This is a genomic window from Achromobacter sp. UBA2119 (assembly GCF_002331005.1).
GTDB classification, from domain to species: Bacteria; Pseudomonadota; Gammaproteobacteria; order Burkholderiales; family Burkholderiaceae_B; genus Achromobacter; species Achromobacter animicus.
The window spans coordinates 678,908-705,624 of the sequence record NZ_DCYD01000015.1; the positions used below are offsets into that span (position 1 = coordinate 678,908).

20 protein-coding genes, 1 tRNA gene and 1 pseudogene are annotated in these 26,717 nt (G+C 65.7%); 10 read left to right on the forward strand and 12 right to left on the reverse strand.

Annotated features, from left to right (window positions below; all coding sequences use genetic code 11):
* Positions 1-13: 13 nt before the first annotated feature.
* Entirely contained in the window at positions 14-1,207 is a 1,194-nt protein-coding gene (locus B3098_RS17605) for an acyl-CoA dehydrogenase (protein WP_286898059.1), read from the reverse strand.
* A gap of 143 nt (positions 1,208-1,350) precedes the next feature.
* Positions 1,351-3,033 (reverse strand): thiamine pyrophosphate-binding protein, encoded by a 1,683-nt coding sequence (locus tag B3098_RS17610; protein WP_175125898.1) that lies wholly within the window; start codon positions 3,031-3,033, stop codon positions 1,351-1,353.
* 165 nt (positions 3,034-3,198) lie between these two features.
* Here B3098_RS17610 and B3098_RS17615 point away from each other — a divergent pair, with 165 nt between their 5' ends.
* From B3098_RS17615 to B3098_RS17630, 4 genes are all read left to right on the forward strand, one after another.
* Positions 3,199-4,125: a LysR substrate-binding domain-containing protein gene (locus B3098_RS17615; protein ID WP_175125899.1), complete on the forward strand. Its 927-nt coding sequence runs from the start codon at positions 3,199-3,201 to the stop codon at positions 4,123-4,125.
* Between the two features lie 9 nt (positions 4,126-4,134).
* Positions 4,135-5,118 (forward strand): site-specific tyrosine recombinase XerD, encoded by a 984-nt coding sequence (gene xerD, locus B3098_RS17620; protein WP_279972370.1) that lies wholly within the window; start codon positions 4,135-4,137, stop codon positions 5,116-5,118.
* Between the two features lie 32 nt (positions 5,119-5,150).
* On the forward strand, positions 5,151-5,639 hold the full coding sequence (gene ybaK / locus B3098_RS17625) for a Cys-tRNA(Pro) deacylase (RefSeq protein WP_286898062.1): 489 nt from the start codon (positions 5,151-5,153) through the stop codon (positions 5,637-5,639).
* 134 nt (positions 5,640-5,773) lie between these two features.
* Entirely contained in the window at positions 5,774-6,352 is a 579-nt protein-coding gene (locus tag B3098_RS17630; protein ID WP_286898064.1) for a DJ-1/PfpI family protein, read from the forward strand.
* A 60-nt stretch (positions 6,353-6,412) separates the two neighbouring features.
* On the opposite strand, the gene B3098_RS17635 is transcribed toward B3098_RS17630, so the two are convergent.
* From B3098_RS17635 to B3098_RS17645, 3 genes are all read right to left on the reverse strand, one after another.
* On the reverse strand, positions 6,413-6,736 hold the full coding sequence (locus tag B3098_RS17635) for a DMT family transporter (protein ID WP_175125903.1): 324 nt from the start codon (positions 6,734-6,736) through the stop codon (positions 6,413-6,415).
* A 3-nt stretch (positions 6,737-6,739) separates the two neighbouring features.
* Positions 6,740-7,405: a glutathione S-transferase family protein gene (locus B3098_RS17640; RefSeq protein ID WP_286898066.1), complete on the reverse strand. Its 666-nt coding sequence runs from the start codon at positions 7,403-7,405 to the stop codon at positions 6,740-6,742.
* Positions 7,406-7,597: 192 nt separating this feature from the next.
* Complete coding sequence (locus B3098_RS17645; RefSeq protein ID WP_286898068.1) at positions 7,598-8,044, reverse strand: MarR family winged helix-turn-helix transcriptional regulator; 447 nt, start codon at positions 8,042-8,044, stop codon at positions 7,598-7,600.
* Positions 8,045-8,215: 171 nt separating this feature from the next.
* Here B3098_RS17645 and aceE point away from each other — a divergent pair.
* A pseudogene (gene aceE, locus B3098_RS17650) lies at positions 8,216-10,461 on the forward strand (pyruvate dehydrogenase (acetyl-transferring), homodimeric type).
* A 49-nt stretch (positions 10,462-10,510) separates the two neighbouring features.
* On the opposite strand, the gene B3098_RS17655 reads toward aceE, so the two are convergent.
* The 5 genes from B3098_RS17655 to adhP all read right to left on the reverse strand — a co-directional run bounded on the left by B3098_RS17655 (position 10,511) and on the right by adhP (position 16,277).
* On the reverse strand, positions 10,511-11,938 hold the full coding sequence (locus B3098_RS17655; RefSeq protein ID WP_286898070.1) for an FAD-binding oxidoreductase: 1,428 nt from the start codon (positions 11,936-11,938) through the stop codon (positions 10,511-10,513).
* Positions 11,939-11,957: 19 nt separating this feature from the next.
* Positions 11,958-12,941, reverse strand: a complete 984-nt coding sequence (locus tag B3098_RS17660; protein WP_286898071.1) for a Bug family tripartite tricarboxylate transporter substrate binding protein — start codon at positions 12,939-12,941, stop codon at positions 11,958-11,960.
* 84 nt (positions 12,942-13,025) lie between these two features.
* A complete protein-coding gene (locus tag B3098_RS17665; RefSeq protein ID WP_286898072.1) occupies positions 13,026-13,931 on the reverse strand; it encodes a dihydrodipicolinate synthase family protein in 906 nt (301 codons plus the stop codon).
* A gap of 148 nt (positions 13,932-14,079) precedes the next feature.
* On the reverse strand, positions 14,080-15,144 hold the full coding sequence (locus tag B3098_RS17670; protein ID WP_286898074.1) for a LacI family DNA-binding transcriptional regulator: 1,065 nt from the start codon (positions 15,142-15,144) through the stop codon (positions 14,080-14,082).
* A gap of 107 nt (positions 15,145-15,251) precedes the next feature.
* A complete protein-coding gene (adhP, locus tag B3098_RS17675) occupies positions 15,252-16,277 on the reverse strand; it encodes an alcohol dehydrogenase AdhP (protein WP_175125911.1) in 1,026 nt (341 codons plus the stop codon).
* Positions 16,278-16,476: 199 nt separating this feature from the next.
* Here adhP and B3098_RS17680 point away from each other — a divergent pair, with 199 nt between their 5' ends.
* A complete protein-coding gene (locus B3098_RS17680; RefSeq protein ID WP_286898076.1) occupies positions 16,477-16,863 on the forward strand; it encodes a ribbon-helix-helix domain-containing protein in 387 nt (128 codons plus the stop codon).
* Between the two features lie 80 nt (positions 16,864-16,943).
* Here the strand turns inward: B3098_RS17680 and pbpG are convergent, their stop codons facing one another.
* Positions 16,944-18,146, reverse strand: a complete 1,203-nt coding sequence (pbpG, locus tag B3098_RS17685) for a D-alanyl-D-alanine endopeptidase (RefSeq protein WP_254594368.1) — start codon at positions 18,144-18,146, stop codon at positions 16,944-16,946.
* Between the two features lie 309 nt (positions 18,147-18,455).
* A tRNA-Arg gene (locus B3098_RS17690) sits at positions 18,456-18,530 on the reverse strand.
* Positions 18,531-18,880: 350 nt separating this feature from the next.
* On the opposite strand from B3098_RS17690, the gene B3098_RS17695 reads away from it, so the two are divergent.
* The 4 genes from B3098_RS17695 (at position 18,881) to B3098_RS17710 (ending at position 26,523) form a co-directional block, all read left to right on the forward strand.
* Entirely contained in the window at positions 18,881-20,086 is a 1,206-nt protein-coding gene (locus B3098_RS17695) for an MFS transporter (protein WP_175138242.1), read from the forward strand.
* A 23-nt stretch (positions 20,087-20,109) separates the two neighbouring features.
* Positions 20,110-20,268 (forward strand): hypothetical protein, encoded by a 159-nt coding sequence (locus B3098_RS17700; RefSeq protein WP_286898082.1) that lies wholly within the window; start codon positions 20,110-20,112, stop codon positions 20,266-20,268.
* Positions 20,269-20,392: 124 nt separating this feature from the next.
* Positions 20,393-23,062, forward strand: coding sequence for a PD-(D/E)XK nuclease family protein (locus tag B3098_RS17705; protein WP_414631291.1), 2,670 nt, complete (start codon positions 20,393-20,395; stop codon positions 23,060-23,062).
* Positions 23,063-23,064: 2 nt separating this feature from the next.
* Positions 23,065-26,523: a UvrD-helicase domain-containing protein gene (locus tag B3098_RS17710; RefSeq protein WP_286898087.1), complete on the forward strand. Its 3,459-nt coding sequence runs from the start codon at positions 23,065-23,067 to the stop codon at positions 26,521-26,523.
* The last annotated feature ends 194 nt before the right edge of the window (positions 26,524-26,717 follow it).

The following is a 26,717-nucleotide window of genomic DNA, read 5'->3' on the forward strand; positions in this document are numbered from 1 at the left end:
ACCAGGCAGGCGATCAATAAAACGCCTGGATGCCCGTCTGCGCACGGCCCAGGATCAGGGCGTGCACGTCGTGGGTGCCTTCGTAGGTGTTGACCACTTCCAGGTTCACCAGGTGGCGGGCGACGCCGAACTCGTCGGAGATGCCGTTGCCGCCGAGCATGTCGCGCGCCAGGCGGGCGATGTCCAGCGCCTTGCCGCACGAGTTGCGCTTCATGATCGAGGTGATCTCGACGGCGGCGGTGCCTTCGTCCTTCATGCGGCCCAGGCGCAGGCAGCCTTGCAGGGCCAGCGTGATTTCGGTTTGCATGTCAGCCAGCTTCTTCTGGATGAGCTGGTTGGCGGCCAGGGGGCGGCCGAACTGCTTGCGGTCCAGGGTGTACTGGCGGGCAGTGTGCCAGCAGGCCTCGGCGGCGCCGACAGCGCCCCAGGCGATGCCGTAGCGGGCGGAGTTCAGGCAGGTGAACGGACCCTTCAGGCCGGACACGCCGGGCATCATCTGGTCGGCGGACACTTCCACTTCGTCCATGACGATTTCGCCGGTGATCGACGCGCGCAGGCCGACCTTGCCGTGGATGGTGGGGGCCGACAGGCCCTTCATGCCCTTTTCAAGGATGAAGCCGCGGATCTTGCCGTCGAAGTCGCCGCCGACGCACTTGGCCCACACCACGAACACGTCCGCGATGGGCGAGTTGGTGATCCACATCTTGTTGCCGCTGACCTTGTAGCCGTCGGCCGTTTTGACGGCGCGGGTTTCCATGCCGTTGGGGTCGGAGCCGTGGTTGGGTTCGGTCAGGCCGAAGCAGCCGATCCATTCACCGCGCGCCAGCTTGGGCAGGTACTTCTTCTTTTGTTCTTCGGAGCCGAATTCGTTGATCGGCACCATTACCAGCGAAGACTGCACGCTCATCATCGAGCGGTAGCCGGAGTCGACGCGTTCGACTTCACGGGCGATCAGGCCGTAGCTGACGTAGTTCAGGCCGGCGCCGCCGTACTCGACGGGGATCGTGGCGCCCAGGAGGCCCAGTTCACCCATTTCGGAGAAGATCTCGGGATCGGTCTTCTCGTTGCGGAAGGCGTTGAGCACGCGGGGAGCCAGCTTGTCCTGCGAGTAGGCGTAGGCGGCATCGCGCACCATACGCTCTTCGTCGGTCAGTTGCTGGTCCAGCAACAGAGGATCTTGCCAGTGGAATGAGGGGTTCGAGGACATGCTGGGTCTCCGCTATGGATTTCCGTGATCGGAATCTGGAAAGTTTAAACTTAAAATAATTCGGGCGGCAAGTTGGGGTTTGCACGGCGGTGCGCCACGGCGCGCCGCCGGTGGGGTTGCCGGCTATTCCGCCCGTGCAGGGTTCAGTGTTGGGCCTTCAGCGCCGCCTCGCGGATTTTCTCGAGGGTCGTGGACGGGCTGATGGTTTCCGGGTCGATGAAGCAGTGCAGGATCGCGGGCTTGCCGCTGGCCAATGCCCGTTCAAAGGCCGGACCGAACTGTTCGGTGGTTTCCACGCGTTCGCCGTGGCCGCCAAAGGCGCGCGCGTAGTCGGCGAAATCGGGGTTCTTGAGCTCGGTCGCGGAAATGCGGCCCGGGTAGTGCTTTTCCTGGTGCATACGGATCGTGCCGTACATCCCGTTGTCCACCAGGATCACGACGATGGGCAGGTCATACTGCACCGCCGTGGCGAATTCCTGGCCATGCATCAGGAAGCAGCCGTCGCCCGCAAAGCACACGACGGTCTTGTCGGGCCAGACGCGCTTGGCGCCCACGGCCGCCGGCAGGCCGTAGCCCATGGATCCGGACGTGGGGGCCAGTTGAGTGCCAAAGCGCGTGAAGCGGTGGAAGCGATGCAGCCAGGTGGCGTAGTTGCCCGCGCCGTTGGTCATGATGGCATCGGCCGGCAACGTCTTTTCCAGGTACGCCATCACTTGGCCCAACTGCAGCGCGCCGGGCGTGGTGACGGTTTCGGGGTCGCTCCATTTCAGGTACGACTCGCGCATGGCCTTGGTGCCGTCGGCCCAGACCGGAGTGGCGGGCGCCTTCAGGTCCGCCAGCGACGCGGCAAAGGCGGACGGCGATGTGTTGATGGCCAGGGTAGGGCGGTACACCCGGCCCAGCTCGGCGGCATCGGGATGCACGTGCACCAGCTTTTGCTTGGGCACCGGAATATCCAGCAGCGTGTACGCCTGGCTGGGGTTTTCCGACATGCGGCCGCCCACCAGCAGGATCAGGTCGGCGTCGGCCACGCGCTTGAGCAGGGCGGGATTGATGCCCAGGCCCACGTCGCCGATGAAGCACGGATGATCGGCCGGGAACAGCATCTGGCGGCGGAACGACACGGCGGTCGGCAGCGCATGGCGTTGTGCGAAGTCGGCAAATTCCTGCACGGCGCGCGCGTCCCAGCGCGTGCCGCCCAGAATGGCGACCGGGTTCTTCGCATCGGCCAGCAGTTTTTCCAGGTCGGCCAGCTGGCCGGCGGTGGGGGCGGATTCAATCACTTCGTATCGCGGCGCGTCGGCCACCTTGGCGGCCTCGACCAGCATGTCTTCCGGCAGCGCGATCACCACCGGGCCGGGGCGGCCGGACGTGGCGATGTGGAACGCGCGCGAGATCAGTTCGGGAATGCGTTCGACCTGATCGATCTCGGTCACCCACTTGGCCTGCGTGCCAAATACGGCGCGGTAGTCCATTTCCTGGAAGGCTTCGCGCTCGCGCATGCCGCGCTCGATCTGGCCCACGAACAGGATCATCGGCGACGAGTCCTGCTTGGAAATGTGCACGCCGGCCAGCGCATTGGAGGCGCCCGGACCGCGCGTCACCATGCAGATGCCGGGCTCGCCGGTCAGTTTGCCGTGCGCGTCGGCCATCATGGCCGCGCCGCCTTCCTGACGGCACACCGTGACCTTGATGTCGGCGTCGTGCAGGCCGTCCAGCACCGCCAGATAGCTTTCGCCGGGGACACAAAAGACATGTTTGACGCCATGGGCGACCAGTTGGTCGACCAGAATGTGACCGCCAAGGCGGGAATCTTGCTGGGGCATGGTGGTGTCGTGGTTAGCCTAGGGTAGAACTCCCGAGCATATGTTCCCTGGGCGCACAACGCAATTGATAAAATTGCACATTCTGTTGATCCCCCGGCACGTGGCGGCTGGTGCGCCGCAGCATGCGGGCGCACGGCGGCGGGCCGGACTTCCGGCGGTATTTCCATGAGAAACGGCATCCCCAATCTGACGGCCCTGCAGGCGTTCGAGGCTTCGGCCCGGCTGGGCAGCTTTTCGCGCGCCGCCGAAGAACTGTCGCTGACGCACAGCGCCGTCTACCGACAGGTGGCCAGCCTGGAAGCGCGGCTGGGCGTACAACTGTTCACGCGGGTGCGCCGCCGCATCGTGCTGACTGATCATGGCGCCGAATACGCCGGCCGGATCCGTCACCATCTTGATCAGATCGAAAAAGACACCTTTGGTCTCGTCAGCCGGACCGGCATGGGGCGCAGCATCCACATCGCCGTCGTGCCCACGCTGGCCACCACCTGGCTGATCCCGCGTCTGGCTGACTTCCAACGCGAGCACGGCGACATCACCGTCAGCTTGTCCGTGCGCACCCTGCCGTTTCAATTCAAGGACCAGCCGTTCGACGGCGCGCTGTATCACGGGGACGGACTCTGGCCCGGCACGCAGGGTGGGCTGCTGTTTCCGGAACGCGAACTGGTGCCGGTCTGCGCGCCCGAATTGGCGGCGCGCGTGGCGGAGCAGGGCGGCGGCGCGCTGACCGGGATGACGCATCTGCATCTGGCCTCGCGGCCCGACGCCTGGCGCCAGTGGTATACGGCCAATGGATACCTGTATGGACCGCAGGCGGCTGGCGGCCCGCGCTACGAGCTCTTCACCATGGTGATGGCGGCAGTGCAGGCCGGGCTTGGCGTCGGGCTGATGCCGCGCTTTCTGGCGCAGCCCGCGCTGGACCAGGGCGCGCTTGCCATGCCAGTGCCGCAGTCGCTGGCGGTCAGCCAGGGGTATTACTTCGGCTATCCGCAACGCAGCGAACGGTCCGATGCGCTGAAGGTATTCGAGGCCTGGCTCAAGTCCGCCGCCGCAGGCGTGGGCGAGCGCCTGCCCGGCCGCGCCGCGCCGTAGAATCCCGCCATGTCCACCGCCCGCCAGCCGCTTGCCTCCCAGGCCGATATCGACGCCTTCATCGACGCCGTGTGGCTCGAAGACGGCCTGTCCGCCAACACTCTGGCCGCCTACCGGCGCGACCTGACCGGTTTCGCCCGCTGGCTTGAAGACCCCGACGCCTACGCCCGGGAACTGGCCGACCGGCACGGCGAGCCGGCGCGTGCCCAGATCCTGCCCGCCGGCCCGGCCAAGCCGATCCGCGATGCGCAGAAGGCCGATATCGAGGCCTGGTTTGCCTTCCGTCACGAAGAAACCCGCGCCACCACCGCCAACCGCCGGCTGGCCGCGCTGCGCCGCTTCTACGCCTGGGCGCTGCGAGAACACCGCGCGGACCGCGATCCCTGCCTGACGCTGGTCGCCGCCAAGCAGCCGCCGCGCATGCCCAAGACGCTGTCCGAGCAACAGGTGGACGCGCTGCTGCGCGCGCCCGACGTCAGCCAGCCGCGCGGTCTGCGCGACCGCGCCATGCTCGAGACCCTGTACGCCACGGGCCTGCGTGTTTCCGAGCTGGTCGGCGTGCGAGCTTTGGACGTCAGCCTGAACGAAGGCGTGGTGCGCGTGGTCCTGGGCAAGGGCGGCAAGGACCGCCTCGTGCCGCTGGGCGCCGAAGCCGCGCACTGGATTTCGCAGTACCTGGCCACGGCACGCCCCGAATTGGCCGCCGGCCGCGTCAGCGATGCGCTTTTCATCACCAGCCGCGCCGAGGCGATGTCGCGGCAGGCGTTCTGGCAACTGGTCAAGAAGTACGCTGTGCTCGCCGGTGTCAATGCGCCCCTGTCGCCCCATGTGCTGCGCCACGCCTTCGCCACGCATCTGCTGAACCATGGCGCCGACCTGCGCGTCGTGCAGATGCTGCTGGGCCACGCGGACATTTCCACCACGCAGATCTACACCCATGTGGCGCGCGAACGCCTGAAGGCGCTGCACGCGGCCCATCATCCACGCGGCTGACCGCCGCCATCTCCCTACCCACCGGCACAAAAATGAGCAAAGCCCGCCACGTCTCCGAAACGCCCGCCACCCAATTCCTCAAGCAGCACAAGGTGGCCTATTCCGAACACACGTATGACTACGTCGATCACGGCGGCGCCGGCGAAGCCGCGCGCCAGCTCGGTCTGGACCCGCATGCCGTCGTGAAAACGCTGGTGATGGAGGACGAATCGGCCAAGCCGCTGATCGTGGTCATGCACGGCGACCGCGAGGTCTCCACCAAGAACCTGGCGCGCCAGGCCGGCCTGAAAAAGGTCGAGCCCTGCAAGCCCGAGGTTGCGCAGCGCCATTCCGGTTATCAGGTGGGCGGCACGTCGCCGTTCGGCACGCGCAAGAAGATGCCGGTGTGGGTAGAAGCCGACGTGCTGGAGTATCCCGTGGTCTACATCAACGGCGGGCGGCGCGGCTATCTGGTGGGCATCGATCCGAAGGTGCTGGTGGACCTGCTGGACGCGAAGCCGGTGACGGTGGCGCTGGAGTAGAAAGGGAGCCCGGTGGTATCCCGCTACCACCTTGCCCGCTGGCGCGGCGGGCACAATGGGGCAAGAACACCAAGAACCGGAGCCCGATCCGCGGGCAAGCAACCGGACGCCACCCTCATCCCACGGAGACAATCATGAGCAAACGACTGTTGATGCTGGTCGGCGACTACGCCGAAGACTACGAAACCATGGTGCCGTTCCAGACGCTGCTGACCGTCGGCCACACGGTGCATGCGGTGTGCCCGGACAAGAAGGCGGGCGACACGGTGGCCACGTCGATCCATGATTTCGAAGGCGCGCAGACCTACACCGAAAAGCGCGGCCACAACTTCACGCTGAACTACGACTTCGATCGCGTCGAACCCTCGTCCTACGACGGCCTGGTGATCCCCGGCGGGCGCGCGCCCGAGTACCTTCGCCTGAATGAAAAGGTGCTGGAGATCGTGCGGCATTTCGACAAGGCCAACAAGCCCATCGCCGCCGTCTGCCACGGCGCGCAGATCCTGGCTGCGGCCGACGTGCTGAAGGGCAGGACCTGCTCGGCGTACCCCGCCTGCGCACCCGAGGTCCGGCTGGCGGGCGGCACCTACGCCGAGATCGCCGTCGACCAGGCCTACACGGATGGCAACCTGGTATCGGCGCCCGCCTGGCCCGCGCATCCGGCCTGGATGGCGCAGTTCCTGGCGGTGCTGGGCACCAAGATCTCGCACTGACCGGGATCACGCACTGAGCGGGGCGCCCGGGCGCCGCGCTCAGCTGTCGACGTTCATTTCTTACGCCGCCGCCTCCGAGAAGCGCAGTCCAACGATTCCGATGAACGCCAGGCCAAGGAAGCAGGCCCGGGTCCAGTTCATCTCATCCTGAAACACCAGCACGCCGACAAGCACCAGCCCGATCGTTCCAATGCCGGTCCAGATGGCATAAGCCATTCCCATGGGCAGTGCGCGCAAGGCCAGCGCCAGCAGGTAGATGCTGCCCAACCCCGCCATCACGGCGATGATGCTTGGCCCCGGTTTCGTCCAACCCGCATTCAGTTTGAGCGAAAGACCCATCACTATCTCCAAGGCTGCGGCAAGGAACAGATAAGTCCACGCCATGGCTCAGCCCTTGGTGGAAGCAGACCAGTTGGGGGCAGCACGGGAAGCCGGCTTGTTCGCCAGAAGCCCCGCCTGTACCGCAGGCCGCGCAGCGATCACATCCAGCCAGCGCTGGACACGCGGATAAGGCTTGATGTCCAGGTTCAACTCGTCCCAGGTCCTCAGCCAGGTGAATGCGGCGATATCGGCGATGCTGTAGTTTTCCGAGGCGATGAAGGCGGATTCGCTCAGGCGGGTATCCACGACCTGATAAAGCCGAAGCGATTGCTTCCGGTATCGCTGTATCGCCTCGGCATTGCCCGTTGTCGAGGCATGCAGAAACCACCACAGCTGCCCCAGCATCGGGCCTATGCCGCCAATCTGGAAATGCAGCCACTGCTGCACAGCAACGCTTTCGGCCTGCGTCTCGGGCTGCAGACACCCCGTTTGCGACGACAGATAGGAAAGGATGGCGCCCGACTCGAAGACGGCCAGGCCGGCTTTTCGATCAACGATGGCGGGAATCTTGCCGTTCGGGTTGATCTTGAGGAACTCCGGTTGATGCTGGTCGCCCTTTTCAAGATCAAGATCGAACTGCTCATAGGTCAGTCCGGCTTCTTTGAGAAAGATGCTGACCTTCTGCCCGTTGGGGGTGTCTGCGGTGTAGAACGCGAGATCGGCCTGTGTCATGTCTATCCTTATTGATGAATAGCATTGCAATTGCAATCGTTGCAAATGCAATCGTATGACACGATGCCGCGTCGTGCAAGAGGCCCATCAACAGAGGTCAGCCATGCGTTCGCAGCGTCTTTGCTCGCCCGCATCCACGCCGCAAAGACGGCGGGCGGCGTCTGCATGTCTTGAACAACTTGCCTGCCAGCTTCAGTTGCCTTGCGCGCGGGCAACGGCAGCGGCCTGGTCCAGCGCCGCGGCAAACTTGCCTTGCTCTTCGGCACTGAACTGGCTCAGAAACACTTCGGCAACGGTTCCTTCGTAGACCTTCCACATTTTCTTGCGCAGCGCGCGGCCTTCCTTTGTGATGGTGGCGAACGCGGCGCGGCCATCTTCGGCCGAGCGTGCGCGCTGAACCAGCCCCTCTTGCTCCAGGCGGTCGACCAGCCGAGTGAGGTTGTAGCGTTCGATCGCCAGCGCGTCGGCCAGTTCGTGCATCCGCCGTGTGCCGCCTGGCCCGCTTTCCAGTCCCCAAAGAACGTCGTACCAGGCATAGACGGGAAGCTTGGCCGCTGCCAGACGGCTCTCGACCTCGCGGATCATCAAACGATGGGCGCGCACAAACGAGAACCAAAGATCCGCTCCCTCTTTCGCCATGGCAGGCTCCTTTCGAGTTTTAGTTGCATTTGCAATTCTAGCTGAACTAGAATTGCGGTCCATACGATTGCATTTGCAATTCATGGATTGAACGTTGGTGACTGCGCCACGCCCGTCTGGCTGGTCGGCCGCAGCCCCGCTTCAACCCGTCATTTTCCCTGGAGGACCGCCATGAATCACCCCCTCGCCCTGGTCGACGTCGACCCGCTGGAAACTCGAGAGTGGCTGGAAGCGCTGGAGGTTGTCACGACGGTCGAAGGCCGTTCGCGCGCTCACTACCTGATCGACCGGCTTACCGACTTCGACGCCAGCCGGCACGGTGATATGCATGGCCGCGTCACCAGCGCCTACGTCAACACCATCGGCAAAGCGGATTGCTGGAGCATCAGGGCCGCAAGGTGTGGGCTTTCCTGGGTGACGGCGAGATGGACCAGCCGGAATCGCTGGCCGCTATCTCGGTCGCAGGGCGCGAACGCCTCGACAACCTGATCTTCGTCGTCAACTGCAATCTGCAACGTCTGGACGGCCCGGTGCGGGGCAACAGCAAGATCGTGCAGGAACTCGAAGGCACCTTCAGGGCCGCAGGATGGAACGTCATCAAGGTGCTGTGGGGCAGCGGTTGGGACGATCTGCTCAAGCGCGACACGAGCGGGCTGCTGCGCCAACGCATGATGGAATGCGTGGACGGCGAATATCAGACCTTCAAGTCGCAAAGCGGCGCCTATGTGCGCGAACACTTCTTCGGCAAGTATCCCGAGCTGCTGGCGTTGGTGGCGCACTTGTCGGACGACGAGATCTGGGCGCTGACACGCGGCGGCCATGACCCGGAGAAGGTGCATGCCGCCTACGCGCAAGCCGTCAGCACGGAAGGCCGGCCCACGGTCGTCCTGGTCAAGACCGTCAAGGGATTCGGCATGGGCGAGGCTGGCGAAGGCCAGAACATCAACCACCAGTTAAAGAAGATGAGCGCGGACGCCGTGCGTGCGTTCCGTGATCGCTTTTCGCTGCCGGTGCCCGATGACCAGCTCGAAGACATGCCCTACCTGAAACCCGCGCCCGACAGCGAAGAAGCCCGCTAGTTTGCACAACGCCGGGCCGCGCTGGGCGGCTATGTTCCGTCGCGCTCCGGCAAGGTTGCGCCGCTGGCGGTGCCGCCGCTTAGTGCCTTCGCCACGCAACTGAAAGACAGCGGCGAGCGTGGAGTTTCGACCACCATGTCTTTCGTGCGCATCCTGACCACGCTGCTCAAGGACCCCAACCTGGGCAAGCTGGTGATTCCTATCGTGCCGGACGAATCGCGCACCTTCGGCATGGAAGGCCTGTTCCGCCAGATCGGCATCCATTCATACCTGGGGCAGCTTTATACCCCGCAGGATGCGGGACAGTTGAGCTACTACAAGGAGGCCAAGGACGGTCAGATTCTGCAGGAAGGCATCAATGAGTCCGGGGCGATTTCGTCCTGGATCGCGGCGGGCACGGCCTATAGCAATCATGGACTGCCAGCCATCCCGTTCTATATCTTCTATTCCATGTTCGGCCTGCAGCGTGTCGGCGATCTGGCCTGGGCCGCCGCCGATGCGCGCACACGCGGCTTCCTGCTGGGCGCCACGTCGGGCCGTACGACGCTGATGGGAGAAGGCCTGCAGCACGACGACGGCCATAGCCATGTGCTGTCGTCGGTCATCCCGAACTGCGTTTCGTATGACCCGACCTATGCGTACGAACTGGCGGTCATCATCCAGGACGGCCTGCGGCGCATGTACGCGGAACAGGAAGATATCTATTACTACATCACCCTGCTCAACGAGAACTATCCGAATCCTGCGCTGCCCGAAGGCAGTGAAGCCGGCATTCTCAAGGGACTCTACCTGCTGCGGGACGGTCAACAACAAGACGCCGTGTCGAAGCCGGTCAGCAGGCCGCATGTGCAACTGATGGGCAGCGGCTCGATCCTGCGCGAAGTCATTGCCGCAAGTGAGCTGCTGGAACAGGACTTCGGCATCTCCAGTGACGTATGGAGCGCCACCAGCCTGACCGAATTGCGCCGTGACGGGCTGGCCGCCGAGCGTTGGAACCTGCTGCATTCCGAAGACGAGCCGCGTATTCCATACGTCCAGCAATGCTTGCAGGGCCGGGCCGGCCCCGTCGTCGTGGCGACCGACTACATGAAGATCATCGGCGACCAGATCCGTCCCTTCGTCACTGACCGCCGGTTCGTCACCCTCGGCACGGACGGGTTCGGCCGCTCGGACACCCGCGAATCACTGCGCACCTTCTTCGAGGTGGATCGTCATTTCATCGTGCTGGCAGCGGTCAAGGCGCTGGCTGACGAGGGCGTCGTCCCGCGCCAGAAGATCGGTGAGGTCATCAGCCGTTATGCCATCGACGTGAATAAAGTGGACCCGGCATCGGTCTAGGCCAAGGCGAAGGCGACACCACAGGGGCGCGCTTCGGTGACCGTCGACGTCAGTCCGCGGCGATCACCCGCCCCGGGTTGAACAACCCCAGCGGATCGAACAGGCGCTTGATGCTTGCCATCATCGCCATCTCGTTGGCCGGCTTGTACCGGCCGATCGAACCCACCCGCAGCTGTCCCACGCCATGCTCGGCGGAGATCGACCCGTTCATGCGCGCCACCACGTCATACACCGCGCCCGAAACCGCCTTCTCCGAATTGCGCATGGCCTGGTAAGCCGACGCATCCGCGCCGGGCGGCGTCGACACGTTGTAGTGCAGGTTGCCGTCGCCCACATGGCCGAACACGAAGATGCGGGCATTGGGCAACACGCCATGCACCGCCGTCTGCGCGGCGTCGATGAATTCTCCGATGCGCGAGATCGGCAGCGAAATGTCGTGCTTGATGTTCTCGCCGTCGATGGATTGCGCTTCGGGCAGGTGATGCCGGATCTGCCAGAACGAGGCCGACTGCGCCAGGGTCGACGCAATGGCCGCATCCGTGACGATGCCCGCCTCGAAGGCCGCTTCCATCAGCGCTTCGAACCGCTCCGTGGCATGGGCTGCGCTTTCGGCGTCGCTGGATTCCAGCAACACGTAATACGGCGCCTTGGCGGGCACGGGGCTGCGCGCGCCGGGCGTGTGTTGCAGCACCAGATCTACGGCCGGACCGCTGATCAGTTCAAAGGCCGTCAGGCTGGCCGACAGGTACGACTGCGCTAGCGACAGCAGTTGCACCGCGCTCTGCGGGTCCGGCACGGCGGCAAAGGCCGTCATCTGCGCGGCGGGGCGCGGATACAGCTTGACGGTGGCGGCCGTGATGATGCCCAGCGTGCCCTCCGCGCCGATGAAAAGCTGCTTCAGGTCGTACCCGGTGTTGTCCTTGCGCAGCCCGCGCAGTCCGTTCCAGATCTGCCCGTCGGGCGTCACCACTTCCAGGCCCAGGCACAGGTCCCGCGCATTGCCATAGCGCAGCACCTGAATCCCGCCGGCGTTGGTGGCCAGGTTGCCGCCCAGCGTGCAGCTTCCTTCCGCGCCCAGGCTCAACGGAAACAGCCGGTCCGCCTGCGCAGCAGCCTCCTGCACGTTGGCCAGCACGGCGCCCGCCTGCGCGGTCAACGTGTTGTTGTAGCGGTCCACGTCCAGGATGGCGCTCATGCGGGCCAGCGACAGCACGATGCTGTGACCGCCGCCGTCCGGCACGCTGCCGCCGACCAGGCCTGTGTTGCCCCCTTGCGGATAGATGGCGACGCGGCGCTCCCGGCACCAATTCACCAGCTTGGCCACGTCCTCGGTGCTGTCGGGCTGCGCCAGCGCCAAGGTGCGGCCCGTCCACCGCTTGCGGTAGTCGGTCAGGTGCGGCGCCAGGGCGTCGGCGTCGTCCAGCACGCGCCCCTGAAATGCGGCGCGTAAAGAGGCTTTGATGTCTTCGTCAGGCATGGCCGGCTCGTTCGTCGCGTCAGTTGGCGGAAGCGCCGGCGGCTTGCACCACGGCTTTCCATTTCTCGATCTCGGTGCCGATGAAGGCGTTGAATTCCGCCGGACCCTTGACGGTAGGCACCGCGCCCAGCTCGATCACGCGCTTCTGCATATCGGGGTCGGCCATGGCCTTCTCGATGGCCTGATCGATGCGGTTCACGATGGGCGCCGGCGTGCCTGCCGGGGCCAGCACGCCAAACCACGAGCCCGCCTCGAAATTGGGCACGCCGGCCTCGGCCATGGTGGGTACGTCGGGCAGATTGGTGCTGCGTTCCGCGCTGGTCACGGCCAACGCGCGCAGCGTGCCGTTCTTGATGAAAGGCAGCGAGGTCGGCAGGTTGTCGAACATCAGATGCACCTGTCCGCCGACCAGATCCGTCACGGCCGCGGCGCTGCCCTTGTACGGCACGTGCACCATGTCGACACCCGTGCGGCTCTTGAACATTTCGCCCGACAGATGGATCGAGCTGCCCGCGCCGCTGGACGCAAAGCTCAGCTTGCCCGGATTCTTCTTGCCGTACTCGATCAGTTCCTGCACCGACTTCACGGGCAGGCTGGCCGTCACGGCCAGCACGTTCGGCACGGACGCCACCAGCGTGATCGGCGCAAAATCCGCCGGCTTGAACCGGATGTCCTTGTAGATGGCGTAGTTGATGGCCTGCGTGCCCACCGTGCCCATCAACAGCGTGTAGCCGTCGGCATCGGCGCGCGCCACGAAGTCCGCGGCAATGTTGCCCGCCGCGCCCGGACGGTTTTCCACCACGACGGGCTGACCCACCGCTTTCTCGATGTGCGGTGCAATCAACCGGGCCACCACGTCGGTGTTTCCGCCCGCCGAAAACGGGATGACCATGCGGATGGGTTTGGTCGGCCAGTTATCCGCCGCGCTCACGCCCGCCGACGCCGCCAGCGCGACCAGACCCGCGCACGCGTACGCAATGCTCTGCTTGATGCTCTTGAACATGTTGTCTCCTTGCTTATGGTTTTTGATGTTCGGTACTGCAGTGCATCCCGATCGCCGCCGGAACACGGCGCTCGGGATATTCGGTCAACCCGCTTCGGCGAGCGTGCGCTTCAGGCGTTCAAGCAGCAGATCGATCTCGGCATGGTCGGTCGCGTCCAGCTTCGGACCCGGCCGGCGCATGCCCGCATGCTTGATCGCGCCGCGGCGCTTCATGATCTCCTTGCGGACGGCGACGCCCCACTGGCTCTGGTTCTCGTAGCTCAGCAACGGCAGGTAGCGGTCGAACACCGCGTGGGCTTCGTCGACACGGCCCGCCGTGTACAGCGCATAGACCTGCGACAGCATCTCGGGATGCGAGAACCCGGCCATCGGCCCATCAATGCCGCGGCCCATTTCCAGTGGCAGGAACATCGCGTTGTTGCCGGTCAGGATGGCGACGCGGCGGCCGGGCAGGGCGCGCAGCTTGGTGATCTTGGTGATGCTGGGCAGGTCCTCTTCCTTGACCGCCTGGATTTGCGGGTGACGCTCGATCAACTGGCCGATCACCGGCACCGACATCCAGGTGCCTGTCGAAAACGGAAAGTCCTGCAGCACCGTAGGCACATCGCCGATCCGGTCGAACACGGCCTCGAAGTAGGACAACACTTCCTGCTCGGTGCGCAACCCGCCTGGCGGCGCGATCATGACGCCCGCCGCGCCCGCGTCCATCACCTGACCGGTCAGCTCGGCCATCTGGGCCACGCTGCTGTTGCTGACGCCCACCACGACCGGCTTGTTCCTGGCGCGCGCGATGAACCGCGACGCCACCGCCAGCGATTCCGCCGGCGTGAGCTTGTTGGCTTCGCCGGCAACGCCCAGCACGGTCAGGCCATTGGCGCCGCGTGAAAAATAGAAGTCGGTCAGCGAGTCGACGCTCTCCAGGTCGATGGCGCCGTTTTCCTGAAAGGGCGTCTGCGCAACGATGTAAACGCCACGGGCTTGGTCAAGCATGTTGTCTCCTGATCTTGGTATGAATATCGGAAAATATTAGCGCTAATATTTTATTAGCGCTAATATTTTTGATAGGGAGATTCCCCAGGAAATGCGATGTTTCCGCTCCGATCAAGGCGCGGTTGAGCGTGTTCATGACAGGAAAGCGTCAGGCGCTCTGACGCCGCATCAACGTGAATCCCACATCGACCCGCAACCCCGCATTGGCTTGACCCTCCAGGCGGTCGATGATGGCGCGCGCGGCCTGCTCGCCGATCAGCGAGCCGTCGATGCGCACGGTCGTTAGCGGCGGGGTGGTGGCCGCCGCATAAGCCTGATCGCCGAATCCCACGACGGCCAGGTCACCCGGCACCTGCCTGCCCAGGGCCGCGGCTTCCAGCAATACGCCCATGGCAATCATGTCGGTGCTGCACACCACGGCATCGGCATCGGGCTCGCGCGCCAGCAGTTCGGCCAGCCCGCTGCGGCCCGCGCCCATCGTGGCGGGGGCGGGGATCAGCACATGCGGCGTGTCCGCGTCCGCGTCGATCAAACGCAACTCGCGCGCCGCCGCCGTGAAGCCCTGCAACCGGCGTCCCGCACGCGGGTCATTCCCGATGACGGCCACGGGCCGCCGCCTTCCGGTTTCAGATAGAAACTGCGCCACGCATGCGCCCGCCGCCTCGTGCGAAAAGCCGATCAGCATGTCGACCGGATCGTCATTCCAGTCCCAGGCTTCCACAACCGGAATGCGCGCCGCACGCAACTGCGTCCGGCCGGTCGGGGTCAGCACTGTGCGCATCATGACCACGCCGTCGGGCCGCCGGCCCAGGATCGCTTGCAGGGCGGACACTTCCAGTTCGGGGTCGTATCCGCTTTCGGTCAGCATCATCTGATAGCCGTGGCGGCTGAGGTGCAGGCTGAGCGTCTGCAGCGCCTCCAGAAACACCGGGCTGCCCAGCGTGGGCACCGTCACCGCCACCAGACGGCTGCGGCCGCTGGCCAGGCCGCCGGCAACCAGGTCCTGCACGTACCCGGTCTGGGCGATGGCGTCGTGGATGAGCTTGACGGTCCGTTCAGGTACGTTCTCGGGGGCGTTCAGCACCCGCGACACCGTGTGCATCGACATGCCCGCCACGCGCGCGACGTCCGCAATGGTCACCCGGCCAGACCCGCGCCGAGGCGCGCGGCTGGTGGCAGGCTTGCTGCGACGCTCAGTGGGAGGAGGGGACATGCGGCCTCTCTGGGATCAGGGTAGGCCGGATTGTACCGAGCCGCCGCCACGAAAAAGCGCCCGCTGCGGCACATGCCGCAGCGGGCGCTTTGGGGCGCGCGCAGGTATCAGGCGAAGTCGAGCACGATGCGGCCTTCGATCTGGCCCTGCTTCATGCGGTCGAACACGCTGTTGATGTTGTCCAGGCTTTCGGTGGCGACGGTGGCGTGGACCTTGCCCTCTTCGGCAAACTGCAGCGACTCCTGAAGATCCAGCCGTGAACCCACGATGGAGCCGCGCACGGTCACGCCGTTAAGCACCATGTCGAAGATCGACAGCGGGAAATCCCCCGGCGGCAGTCCGTTCAGCGAAATCGTGCCACCCCGGCGCACCATGCCCAGCGCCTGCTCGAACGCCTTGGGCGACACCGCGGTGATCAGCGCGCCATGCGCACCGCCGATCTCCCGCTTCAGGTAAGCAGCCGGATCCGTGGTCAGCGCATTGACGGTGACTTCCGCACCCAGGCGGCGCGCGAAATCCAACTTGGCGTCGTCGATGTCCACCGCGGCCACGTTCAGGCCCATTGCCTTGGCGTACTGCACCGCCATGTGGCCCAAGCCGCCAATCCCCGAAATGACCACCCAATTGCCAGGCCGGGTGTCCGTCATTTTCAGACCCTTGTACACGGTGACGCCGGCACACAGCACCGGGGCCACATCGACGAAGCCGACGCTCTTGGGCAGCAGGCCCACGTAATCGGCTGCCGCCAGCGCGTACTCGGCGAAACCGCCGTTGACGGAGTAGCCCGTGTTCTGCTGTGATTCGCACAGGGTTTCCCAGCCGCCCAGGCAGTGCTCGCAATGGCCGCAGGCGGAATACAGCCACGGGATCCCGACGCGGTCGCCTTCCTTGACGTGCGTGACACCGGCGCCCGCGGCGACGACGTAGCCGACGCCCTCGTGGCCGGGAATGAAAGGGGGATTGGGTTTGACGGGCCAGTCGCCTTCGACGGCGTGCAGGTCCGTGTGACAGACACCGCAGGCTTCGATCTTTACCAGGAGTTCGCCCGGACCCGGGCGCGGCACGGCGACTTCCTCGATTACCAGCGGTTGGCCAAACGCGCGTGCGACTGCTGCCTTCATGGTCTTGTTCATCACTACCTCCGAAGTCTGATCAGTTTCACTATGCTCGGCCGCTTGGGCGGCTAAAACCATGATGTACATCAATCAGCGCGGGAAGGTACAACTCGTCACCGAGTCGGGGGCCGTATTGCGGCCGGCGCGGCAATCGTCGTACAGTCGTTCGCAGGCGCGCCGTTCCCGGCAGCGTGTCGCCGATGCCCAGGAGCCGTCCATGTGTGAAATCTTCATCCGCGCCACCGAGCACTCCTACGCCTGCGAAACCCGATCGCTGCGCCTGCACGGCGTGGCGACCAGCCTTCGGCTCGAGCACCTGTTCTGGCAGGTGCTGGAAGAAATCGCCGGCCGCGACGGCATGCGGGTCACGCAACTGATCGAACGCCTGTACGACGAACTGGTCGAGTACCGCGGCGAGGCCGCCAACTTCACCTCGTTCCTGCGCGTATGCTGCCTGCGGTATCAGTTGCTGCAGGCCGAAGGCCGCATCCCCCGGGATGCCCGCGTGCCGATCCAATCGCTCAATGCCCAAGCCGTCCTGGAAGGACTGCCGCCGTCGCTGTGCGATGCCCAACCCGTTCCTGTAAAGCGCCGCGCGGCGTAGACCAGCTGGCGGAAGAATGAAAAAAGGGCCCGATGCAGTCGGGCCCTTCATTTTTGCTGCACGCAGCGGTCACGCAGTCATCAGCCGCCAGCGCCGATCGACGCCATCGCCACTTCGCTTTGCACGATGCGGCGGATGCGCACGGCATCGCCGATACGCGAGAGCTTGCCCTGTGAATCCAGCAGCACGATCGCCAGGTCGCGGCCGTTGATGCGCGCCAGCATCACCAGGCATTCGCCCGCTTCGTTGATGTAGCCGGTCTTGGACACCTTGATGTCCCAGTCGGGCTTGCGCACCAGCAGGTTGGTGTTGCGGAAGGTCTGCGTGCGGTTGTTGATCTCGACTTCATACTCCGTGTCGGTGGAATAGCGGTGGATCAGCGGACGCTGCGACGCCGCGCGCAACAGGCGCGCCAAGTCATGCGGCGACGACACGTTGTTGCTGGACAGGCCGGTGGGTTCGATGAACCGCGTGCTGGTCATGCCTAGCGACTGCGCCTTGGCATTCATGGCGGCCACGAAGGCCCGCAGGCCGCCCGGATAGTGGCGGCCCAGCGCGTTGGCGGCGCGGTTTTCGGAAGACATCAGCGCCAGGTGCAGCATGTCGCCGCGCGACAGCTTGGTGCCCACGCGCAGCCGCGACGTGGTGTGCTTGAGCTCGTCGACGTCCTCGTCGGTGATCTCCAGCATCTCGTCCATCGGCAGGTTGGCGTCCACCACGACGACGGCGGTCATCAGCTTCGAGATCGAAGCAATGGGGCGCACGACGTTTTCGTTCTTGGCGAAGATGACCGTGGAAGTTTCCAGGTCTTGCACGTAGGCGGTGCTGGAGCGCAGCGCGGCCGCTTCGGCGCGGGCCGAGGCGGCGGGCGGCGGCATCGCGGCGCTGGCAGCGCCGGCTGCGGCAACGCGCCGGCCGCGAGCGGCCTTGTCCGCCTTGCCACCCTTGCCGCTCTTACCCGACGCGCCCGCCTTCTTGGACGGCGTGCCTTTCGCGGCAACCTGCTTGCCGCTCTTGGGCGGGGCCTTCTTGGCCGAAGAGGATTTGGGAGGCGCCTTCTTGGCGGACGGCGCTGCCTGCTTGGCAGCGGCGCTCTTGCCCGAGCCCGCCTTGGGCGCGGGGGCTTTCTTCGCTTGTTGCGCCTTGCAGGCCGCCGATTTGGCGTTTGTCTTGCAAGGATCGGAATTCTTGGCTGCTTGTGCCGCAGGGGGCAGGAGCGCGCACACCGCCAGCGCGGCAGGCGCTAGGGCTTTCGCAATTGCACGTTTCCAGGAAAAGGCCATGGTTGAGCAGGCTTGTCGGTCTGTGAACAAATATTTCTTAAGCCGGCGTTTCGTCGGATCAGGAAAAGTCCAGATGAATTATGGGCTTACGCGTCGAATTTAAACAGCAATTTCAAGTGCCACGCAAGGCGATTTGCGACGTTTACCGAAAAAATATCAGTGACATATTGACGCAGCAGCAATTGGTCACATGTCAGAGGTCGCAAAGCTAACCGCGCAGCGCGCAAGAGCGTAGCCCGGATTAACCCTCATCTGGCTGAATGGGTGGACTTTTTTGAGGAGGAACGGCGCGCAAGGCCGAGGCTTGAGTGGCCTCGCCGGGTGGAATCGAACCACCAATTGACCCTTAGGAGGGGCCGGTTATATCCATTTAACTACGGCGAGCGGGGCGGGGTGCGCGAGACGCTTGCGCCACTGAGGGCGGAAAACGGGCGCCAGCATGGGCGCGCTACTGCACTAAGGCCTTGAAATTGCTGCGGAACTTGCGAGCCGAAGTTTAGCACTGCGGACGCGGGCCTCGAAGCAGGACGCAAGTCTATCAGCAGGCGGGGCAACGCCCAAATCATTGGGCTTTGGATGGCGCTTCGCAAACGCCTCGTCCGCGAAGCTTGTCGTGCCAACGCGGGTATTCACGGACCCGCCTGCCGACTTGTATATGATGTTTGAGTCCCGCCGCCGCGCGGGGCCGCCCCGAGGAGGGGGCGCAAACCCAAAAACAACCAGACACGGGTTTCATGTCTAGCCAAACCGATACGATTTCCGCACGCACCATTGCCTTGGGCACCCTGGTCGTGCTGCTTGCCATGGGGGTGCGCGCCACCTTCGGCCTTTTCATGCAACCGATGGGCCTGGCGCACGGCTGGAGCCGCGAAGTGTTCTCCATGGCCTTCGCCCTGCAGAACCTGGTGTGGGGCGTGGCCTGTATCTTCATGGGCATGCTGGCCGACCGCTATGGTTCGGGCCGCACGATTGCTCTGGGCGCGCTGCTGTACATGCTGGGCCTCATCGGCACGCGCTTTGCCACCGACGAGGCCACGCTTTATCTGACGGCCGGCGTGCTCGTCGGGCTGGGCCAGGCGGGCACGACGTTCCCCGTCATCCTGCCCGTCGTCGCGCGCTCCGTGCCGCCCGCCTATCGCAGCACGGCGATGGGCATTGCCAGCGCGGGCGGCTCGCTGGGGCAGTTTGCCGTGGTGCCTACCGGGCAACTGCTCATCAGCGGTCTGGACTGGACCGGCGCGCTGTGGGTGCTGTCGCTCTTCGTGGCATGCGCCGCACCGCTTGCGTATTTCCTGCGCGGCCGGCCGCAAGCGCACACGGGTCCCCAGCAATCGCTGGCCACCGCCATCAAGCAGGCCGTGCGGCATCCGTCGTTCCACTTCCTGTTCTGGAGCTACTTCGTCTGCGGCTTCCACACTGCGTTCATCACCTTGCATTTGCCTGCCTATGTGACCGACGGCGGGCTGACGGCCGGGCAGGGCGCCACCGCAATCGCGCTCATCGGCCTCTTCAACGTCCTGGGGTCGTTCTACGCCGGCAAACTGGGCGGCAAGTACAGCAAGAAGCGGCTGCTGGCGGTGGTGTACTTCATGCGGGCGTTCGGCATCCTGTTGCTGCTTTCGGTGCCGCTGACGCCATGGGTGTTGTACGTATTTGCCGCATGGATGGGTTTGTTCTGGCTGGGCACCGTGCCGTTGACGCAGGGGCTCATCGGTCAGATCTATGGCCTGCGCTATGCGGCCACGCTCTCGGGCATCGTGTTCCTCGGCCATCAGTTGGGCAGCTTCATCGGCGTGTGGCTGGGCGGCTACGCCTACGCCAAGACCGGCAGCTATGACCTGGTCTGGTGGCTGGGCGTTGCACTGGCGGTCATCGCCGCGCTGCTGTGCCTGCCCGTGCGTGAACAGCCGGTGACGCCGGCTCAGCCCGCAACGGCGTGATCACGACCTCCCGGAACCGCGCCATGAACGCCAGCCCGAACCCCGAAGCCTCGCGCCGCAAAGGCTGGCGCGCCGTGGGCGTGCTGGCGTTGGTTGCCGTGTTGGGGCTTGCATTCTGGGGGTACACCACGCCAGAGATGCAGATTCACTGGGAAAACCTGGCCGCACTCTGCGGGTTTTGACAGGGCTCGGCTTACCGCAACCGGCGCATTTTGCCGGCCGGCTCGCGGTATCCTACGGCGGAGATTTTTCTCCGCCTTTTTCATCTCTTTTTCTTCGCGTGGCGCCTGCCGCGCGCGCCCTTGGATGACCATGCAGGACGCAGCGCCCACCTACTCCGATCTCTCGTTGCCAGACATCGCTGGTCTGCCTGCGGCGGACACGCTTGTGCTGACGGTGAACAATCGCCTGTCGCGCCGCCTCACGCTCGAGCTCGCCGGATTGCTGCGCCAGGAACGTCAGGTCAGCGAATTGCCTCGCATCCTGCCGCTGTCCGCCTGGCTTGCGGAATCCGCTAACGAGCTCGCGTTCGAATCAGACGAAGACGTGCCTGCCTACCGGCTCGACAGTTTCGCCACACAGCTCGTCTGGACCGAAGCCATCCGCATCGAAGAAGCCGAACGCGTCCTGCTGGACGCCAGCCAGGCTGCCCGGCTGTCGATGGATGCCGACCTGCTCATGGACGAATGGGCGTTGCAGGTGCCTTCCGGCGCGGATACCGACGAATACCGCGGCTTTGCGCGATGGCGCGAACGCTACCGCCAGACACTCGCCGGCATTGACGCCGAAGACGCGAACCAGGGCTATGCGCGCGTGCTGCGCGCGCTTGAAGCCGGCCGCCTCGCCACGCCGCGGCAACTGGTGCTTGCCGGATTCACGGACATCTCACCGCGCTTTCAGCGCCTGCTGCTGGCGTTCGAGGCGCAGGGCACGGATGTTGCGCAATGGCGCGACACGCAGCGCGTGCAAGCGGTGGCGCATCGCTTCGAAGCCGCAGACCAAGGCGCTGAATGGCGCGCCGCCGCGGCCTGGGCGGCCAGCCAATTGAAGGCCAACCCCGCCGGCCGTTATGCCATCGTCTCGCCGCAACTTGAAGCCGAATCCCCATTTGCACGCCGCGTGCTCAGCCAGGCGCTGGCCGGGCGCGACGGCGCGCCGGCGTTTGCGTTCAACGTGGCGGTGGGCCGTCCGCTTGACGAATGGCCCATGGCGCGCGCGGCGTTGGCGTGGCTGCGGGCGTTGGCCGAATGCGCGCCCGGCAAGGGATGTGGCGTCGACGTGCTGGGCGCCGCGCTGCTTGCAGGGCATTGCGCCGGCGACGTGCGCGACCGCGCGCGTCTTGCGGCCATTGACGCGCGCTGGCGGCGCCAGGGCAAGCTGCACGTAGCCTTGCCGGAATGGCGCAAACTGCTCGCGGACATTCCGTTGTTGGCGCAGGCATGGAACCACGCCACAGAGATCTGGACGCAAGGCGGCAACAAGGCGACGTGCGATGTCTGGATGCTGCGCATGAAGGCCGCATTGACTGCCCTGGGCTTCCCCGGCGAAGCGCCGCTGGACAGCGTCGGTTATCAGGTCATGGGTGCGCTTGGCGATGCGCTCGGCAGCTTTTCGGCGCTGGCGCCGGCCGCGGGCCGTCTGGGCGGCTTGGCGGCGGTGAACCTGCTGGAAAGCGTGGCGCGTTCATCCTCGTTCCAGCCGCAGCGCGACCCGCTCGCGCGGTTGGACGTATTGGGTTTGCTGGAAGCCGAAGGCGGCTACTGGGATGGTGTCTGGCTCTTGGGCCTGACGGACGACGTATTGCCGGCATCGCCGAAGCCAAACCCGCTGCTGCCCCTGGCCGTATTGCGCCAGGCCAGGGCGCCACGCGCCACGCCCGAGCGCGAACGCGAATGGGCGGAAGGCATGTACGCCGCGCTCTGCCGCTGCGCGCCCGACATCATCGTCAGCCACGCGCATATGGATGGCGAGCGCGAATTGCGCCCGTCGCCGCTGATCGCCGCGCTTCCCCTCACCGATTGGGCGCCGGTCCTGGCCGAATCGCAGGCCGCCTTGCCGCAGGAATCGCTGGACGATTCGCAAGGGCCGCCGCTGGCCGCCGGCAATCGTGGCGGGGGCGGGCTGGATGTGCTGGACACGCAGGCGCGCAATCCGCTGTGGGCCTTCGTGCGCCATCGCCTCGGCGGGCGCGAGCTCGCGCCGTATGCCGACGCCGCCACCGTGAACGTGCGCGGCCAGTTCCTGCACAAGGCGCTCGAAATCGTGTGGGGCATGATGCCCGACCAGGATGCGCTGCACGAACAGCTTGCGGCAGGCCGCCTGCCGGCGCTGCTGGAGCAGGCCGTGGCGCAGGCCGCTGATGAAGAACTCAAGGAATACGCACCGGCCCTGCGGGCGCTGGAATGCCAGCGTGCCCAGGCCGTGCTGGCGTCGTGGCTCGACCTCGAAGCGCAGCGCATGCCGTTCGCGGTCGCACAGGTCGAAAAGAACCATCAGTGGCAGCGTGGCGCGCTCAACCTGAAGCTGCGGCTGGACCGCATCGACAGCCTGCCCGATGGCCGCAACGTCATCGTCGACTACAAGACCGGCGTGGCCGCGGCCAAGCCCGAGCCCGACTGGTCGCGCAGCCGTCCCGTGAACGTGCAGTTGCCGTTCTACGCGTCCGTGCTGGCCGACGCCGCCGGCGGGGAAGCGGCGGGCCTGGTGCTCGCGCAGATCCACGCGCGGCAGGTCGCCGCACAAGGCTTGGCCGACGAAGACCTGGGCATGCCGGGCGTCACGCTGGCCAGCGAAAGCAAATTCTTCGAAGGCCTGTCCTGGCCCGACATCCGCCAACGCTGGCGCGTGGCTATCGAGTCGCTGGCCGACGAATACGTCGCCGGCTATGCGGCCAACGTCGCGTACCGGCGCGACGATCTGAAATACTGCGATGCCTTGCCGTTCCTGCGCTTGCATCTGGACGACGAGGACGCATGACCATGGCCGAACAAGATCGCCTTCCGCATGACCACGCCGCGCGCGCCGCAGCGCTCGATCCCGCGCGCTCCTTTCTGGTCCAGGCGCCTGCGGGGTCGGGCAAGACCGAACTCCTGACCGACCGCATCCTGGCCCTGCTGGCTACGGTGAACCGGCCCGAAGAAATCGTCGCCATCACGTTTACGCGCAAGGCCGCCTCCGAGATGCATGCCCGCGTGCTGAGCAAGCTGCGCCGTGGCCTGGAGGCGCCGCCCGCAGCCGCCCACGAACGCCGCAGCTGGGACCTCGCACGCGCGGCGCTCGAACGCAATGCAGAACAAGGCTGGCATCTGCTCGAGCATCCCGCGCGTCTTGCCATCCGCACCATCGACTCGTTCTGCGCGGGGCTGGTGCGCAGTATGCCGTGGCTGTCCGAGCTGGGCGGCATGCCGGACATCACGGACGATGCGCGTTCGCACTACGAGGCCGCGGCGCGCGCCACGCTGGATCTCGCCGACGACTACGAGGCCGTGCGCATCCTGCTGCGTCACCTCGACGTCGACGTGCAGGCCGCCAAGGACGCCATCGCCGACATGCTGGGCCAGCGCGATCAATGGCTGCCGCTCTTGCGCCACGGCTCCGACCGCAAGGCCATGGAGGCCACGTTGGCCGAAGCCATTGGCGAAGACCTCGATGCCCTGTGCGCCGCCATGCCCTACGGCTGGTGCGATTCGCTCAGTGGCCCCGCGCGGCTTGCCGCGGCCAACCTGCAGGACGGCGAAGACGAAAACAAGCTGGCCGCTTTGCTGGATTGGACCGAAGAACTGCAGCCCGATGCCGAACTGCTGGACGCGTGGCGTGCCGTCGCGCATCTGCTCTTGACCGGCACCGGCTCCTTGCGCAAGACGGTCAACAAGAATCTGGGGTTCCCGGCCAAATGCGCGCACAAGGAACCTTTCGTCGCCTGGCTTGAAGGCGCCGACGCGCAAGGCGCGTGGGTGCGCCGCCTGCACGCCGTCCGCGATATCCCCGCGCCGCATTTCACCGATGCGCAGTGGGAAGTGCTGGGCGCGCAGCTCATGACGCTCGCGCTCGCCGTCGCGCAGTTGCGCCTGCGCTTCGCCGACAAGGGCGAGGTGGACTTCATCGAAATCGCCCAGCGCGCCGCCGCCGCATTGGGCAGCGCCGACGATCCCGGCGAACTGCTGCTCAAGTTGGACGCCTCGATCCGCCATCTGCTCATCGACGAATTCCAGGACACCAGCCAGACGCAACTCGACCTGCTGCGCACGCTCACGGCAGGCTGGCAGTCCGGCGACGGCCGCAGCCTGTTCCTGGTGGGCGACCCCATGCAGTCGATCTACCGCTTCCGCAAGGCAGAGGTCGGCCTGTTCCTGGAAGTGGCCGACGTCGGCGTGGGAGAGGTCAAACCAGACTTCCTGAACCTCACGGACAACTTCCGGTCGCAAGCCGGCATCGTGGACTGGGTGAACCAGTCGTTCGTCGACCTGCTGCCCCGCCGCAGCGACGCCGCGGCAGGCGCCATTGCCTACAGCCCGTCCACGGCCTTTCATCCGGCCTTGCCCGACCCCGCCGTGCGCTTTCATCCGGCCTGGTCACGCGAGGGCGCGCCGCCCGCCGAAGAACAGGCTGAAGACATCGCGGTGGGGCTGGTGCGCCAGGCCCTCACCGACCACAAGGGCGCCAAGCACCCCGTCGCCATCCTGGTGCGCGCCCGCAGCCACCTTGGCAATCTCACGCGCCGGCTGGCGCAGGAAGGCATCCGTTCCCGCGCGGTTGACCTCGTGCCGCTGGCGCTGCGCCCAGTCGTGGCCGACTTGGTCCAGCTCGTGCGCGCGCTGTCGCATCCCGCCGACCGCCTCGCCTGGCTGTCCGTGCTGCGCGCGCCCTATTGCGGCCTGACGCTAACGTCGCTGCAGCGCCTGTTTGGCGACGACCACATCACGCCGATACCTGTGCTGCTGGAACGCGCCTTGCGCATTGCGCCGCAACCCGCCGCCACGGCAACGGCCGCTGCGTCGGCAGCCCCGCAAGCGTCGCTCTTTGATGCGCCGGCACCCGAACCCGAAGCGCCGTCCGCGCAAACCGTGCTCAGCGCCAACGAGTTCGCACGCCTGCGCCAGGTCGCATCCGTGCTGCTGGACAAGCGCAACGCCTCCGGCGCAATGCCGTTCGCAGCATGGGTAGAATCGCTATGGCGCCGGCTGGGCGGACCGGGCCTGTACGCCGGCCTGTCCGTCGCCAACGACGCAGAAAGCCTGTTCCAACTGGTCGAACGCCTCGCCCCCCACGGCAGCATTGACGTGGCTGCACTGGACGCCGGCATCTCCCGCCTCTTCGCGGCCCCCGACGCCGCCGACGAAGACGAAGGCGCGGTCGAGATCATGACCATGCACAAGTCCAAGGGCCTGCAGTTCGAAACCGTGATCCTGTACGGCCTGCACCGCGCGCCGCGCGGCGACCAGGCCCCGTTGGTACGCTTCGAACAAAGCGGCGGCCGCGTCCTCTTCGGCCCGGTCAAACCCCGCGCCGAAACCGAGGCAGACCCCGTCTCTCGCTACCTGGGCGCCCGCGAAGCCCGCCGCGCCTCCTACGAAATCGACCGCCTCCTCTACGTCGCCGCCACAAGAGCCCGCAAGCGCCTGCACCTGGTCGGACACGTCTCGATCGACGAAGCCACCGGCCAGACCAAGCCCCCACCCGCAGCCAGCCTGCTAGGCCGCCTGTGGCCGTGCCTGACCCCACCCGTCCCGCCATCGCTCAACGGCGAGCCGATCCAAGAGGAGGGCGACGCCCCCGAATGGCAAGGCGAACCCCTGCGCCGCATCGACAGCGCGGGCCTCGCGCAGCTGCAACGCCAAGCGAACATCACCATGAGCGCCGGCTTCGCCACGGCCACACGCGGCGCATGGGGCGAAGCTGCCGAACATCCCGCGTGGCAACTGGAAGCCGGCTACGACGCCGCCATCGGCACCTTGGCCCACGCATGGCTGGCCCGCATCGGTCAGGACGGCATACAAGCGTGGCCCCCCGAAGCGCTAACCCCCCGCCTACCCGCCATGCGCCGTCAGTTGACCCGAGCAGGCATCCCCGCCAGCCAAGCCGACGCAGCCGCCGAAGCCGTCCTGGAAACCCTGCAAGCCACCCTGGCAGACGAACGCGGCCTATGGCTCTTATCCCAGTCAGGCGCCCGTCGAGAGTGGCCCCTCATCGACGCAGCAGGCAAAGTGTCGGTCATCGACCTGGCCCTAAGCACCGAAGACGGCTGGCTGATCGTCGATTACAAGACGGGCAGACCTCACCCCGGCGAGTCCGCACCCGCTTTCGCCACCCGAATGCGCCAACGCCACGGTGAACAGTTGCAGCGCTACTGCACCCAGGTCACAGCCCTAGATGGCCGCAGCGCCCGAGCCGCCCTGTATTTCCCCCGCGCAAAGGCGTGGATAGATTTGATGGAATAAAGCGAAGCGAAAACCCAAGCAAGCAAAGCAAGGCAAAGCGAAGCGAGCCAAAGGGGGGCAAGCGAAGCAACGCCCCCCCCAACAAAGAAAGCGCAGCACCCAAGGCAAGGCAAGGCAAAGCGAAGCGAGCCGAAGGGGGGCAAGCGAAGCAAGACCCCCACCCCCTCCCCCTCGGGGGGAGGGCCGGGGAGGGG